Raw genomic sequence first — 2,485 nt, 5'->3', positions numbered from 1 at the left:
GACGTCGCCGACTATTGCGACGTGGATCCGATCTTCGGAACCCTGGCCGATTTCGACGCCCTGGTAGCCCGCGCTCATGCGCTGGGCCTGAAGGTGGTGATCGACCAGGTCTTCTCGCACACCTCCGACGAACACCCCTGGTTCCTGGACAGCCGCGCGTCGCGCAGCGGGCCGCACGCCGACTGGTACGTCTGGGCCGACGCCAAGCCGGACGGATCGCCGCCGTCGAACTGGCAGTCGGTGTTCGGGGGGCCGGCCTGGACCTGGAACGCACGGCGCGGCCAGTATTACATGCACAACTTCCTGGCCTCCCAGCCGCAGCTGAACGTGCGCAATCCGGCGGTTCAGGACGCCCTGATCGAGGCCGCGCGCTTCTGGCTGGACCGGGGGGTGGACGGCTTCCGGCTGGACGCCATCAACTTCTCCATCCACGATCTGAAGCTGACCGACAATCCGCCGATCAACGACGGCAAGAAACGCACCCGGCCGTTCGACTTCCAGGACAAGATCAACAACCAGAGCCAGCCGGAGATCATCGGCTTCCTGAACCGGATCCGCGCCCTGACCGACAGCTACGAGGGCCGGTTCACCGTCGCCGAGGTCGGCGGCGACCACGCCGACCGCGAGATGAAGGAATACACCGCCGGGACCGATCGCCTGCACTCGGCCTATGGCTTCCTGTATCTCTACGCCGACACGCTGAAGAGCGAACTGGTCGCCCAGGGCGAGACCATGTGGCCGGACCAGCAGGGCGAGGGCTGGCCGTCCTGGACCTTCTCGAACCATGACGCGCCGCGCGCCGTGTCGCGCTGGGCCCAGGGGCGGGACCGCAAGGCCTTCGCCGAGATGGCCCTGTTGCTGCTGGTCTGCCTGCGCGGGAACGTCTTCGTCTATCAGGGCGAGGAACTGGGCCTGCCCCAGGCCGAGGTGCCGTTCGAACGCCTGGTCGATCCCGAGGCCATCGCCAACTGGCCCGAGACCCTGGGCCGCGACGGCGCCCGCACCCCCATGCCCTGGCATGCGGATCAGGCCAACGCCGGCTTCTCCACCGTCGAGCCCTGGCTGCCGGTCGATGCGCGCCATCTGCCGCTGGCGGTGGATGCACAGGAGGCCGATCCGGCCTCGACCCTGCAGGTGGCGCGCCGGATGATCCGGCTGCGTCATCAGCATCCGGCCCTCCGCTACGGCGGCATGGCGCCGATCGAGACCTCGCACCTGTTGGTGTTCGAACGGCGGGAGCGCGGCGGGAGTGGGGAACAGCTTCTGTGCGTCTTCAACCTGGGCCACGATCCGGTCGAATGGCGTCCGCCCGTCGAGGCGACGCGGATCGAGGCGATCAACTGGACCGAGGCCGACGGCGCCACCCTGCCCCCGCTCGCCGGCCTGGTCTTCAGACTGGCATGAGCCGGTCAGCCGCCACAGGTCTCGCGCACGATCAGATCGGTAGGAACACGTTCCGACCGACCGGCGGTCGCGCCCCCATGGTCCAGCAGCTTGGACACCATCAGCCGGCCCGCCTTCATCGTGTCCTGGGCGATGGTGGACAGGGCCGGGCGCGAGTAGCGGCTGAAGGGCACATTGTCGAAACCGATCACCGACACGTCGCCCGGCACGGTCAGTCCGGCATGCTCCAGCGCGCGCACGGCGCCCAGGGCGATCTGGTCGGACGCGGCCACCACGCCGTCAAACCGCACGCCCCGACGCACCAGGGCGTCCACGGCCGCCTCGGCGGATTCGACCTCGAAATGGGCGGGCACGATCAATTCGGCGTCAACCGACAGGCCCGCCGTCTCCAGCGCCTCCAGATAGCCCCGGTGCCGCTGCATGGCTTCGGGCGGATCAAGGTCGCCCAGAAACACGATCCGCGTGCGTCCCAGCCGCGCCAGATGCGCGGTCGCTCGACGACCGCCCGAGAAGTTGTCGGAACCGATGGAGCAATAGTCCTGTTCCGGCAGGTCGGCGCCCCAGACCACGAACCTATGGTCGCCCGCCGCCAGCCGGTTGAAGGCGCCATGCAGGCTGGACTGGCCCAGGAAGATCACGCCGTCGGCGCGACTGGTGTTCATCGCCGCCGCCAGCTCGTCATAGGTGGCGGGCGAAATATGGCTCATCAGCAGATCGCAGCCGCGTTCGCGCGCCGCCTCGCCCACCCCGGCCAGCAGCTCCAGGAAGAAGGGATCGGAAATCCGGCCCTCCCGCCCCTGCGGCCGCGGCGTCACCAGGGCGATCGTGCCCTGGGCCCCGATCGGGCCGGCAGGCATGTAGCGGCGGAACGGATAGTCGTGCTCCTTCGCCAGCTTCCAGATCAGTTGCTTGGTGCGGTCGTTGACGGCGGGGCTGTCGTTCAGCGCCCGCGAAGTAGTGGCGACCGACACCCCGGCCAGGCGCGCAATGTCTTCAAGTCGAGTGGTCTTGCGGCTCAAGGTCGCGGGTCCCCAGCACAGCCTGTTCTGGCTGCAAATTTTTCTGCAAACATTTCAGCCAC

The 2,485-nt window shown here is 68.2% G+C and carries 2 protein-coding genes; one reads left to right on the top strand and one right to left on the bottom strand.

The window, feature by feature from the left end; all coding sequences use genetic code 11:
* Positions 1 to 1,404: alpha-amylase family glycosyl hydrolase (locus Q0C81_RS18085; RefSeq protein ID WP_291841197.1), on the top strand; the 1,404-nt coding region annotated here is incomplete at its 5' end.
* Between the two features lie 5 nt (positions 1,405 to 1,409).
* Here Q0C81_RS18085 and Q0C81_RS18080 read toward each other — a convergent pair.
* Positions 1,410 to 2,462 carry a LacI family DNA-binding transcriptional regulator gene (locus tag Q0C81_RS18080; protein ID WP_232216275.1) on the bottom strand — a complete coding sequence of 351 codons (1,053 nt, stop codon included), beginning with the start codon at positions 2,460 to 2,462 and terminating at the stop codon, positions 1,410 to 1,412.
* Positions 2,463 to 2,485: the final 23 nt, after the last annotated feature.

It is taken from the genome of Brevundimonas sp., assembly GCF_023259385.1.
Taxonomy (GTDB): domain Bacteria; phylum Pseudomonadota; class Alphaproteobacteria; order Caulobacterales; family Caulobacteraceae; genus Brevundimonas.
The sequence above is the reverse complement of the archived record's forward strand: the minus strand, read 5'-3'. Positions and strand labels throughout refer to the sequence as shown.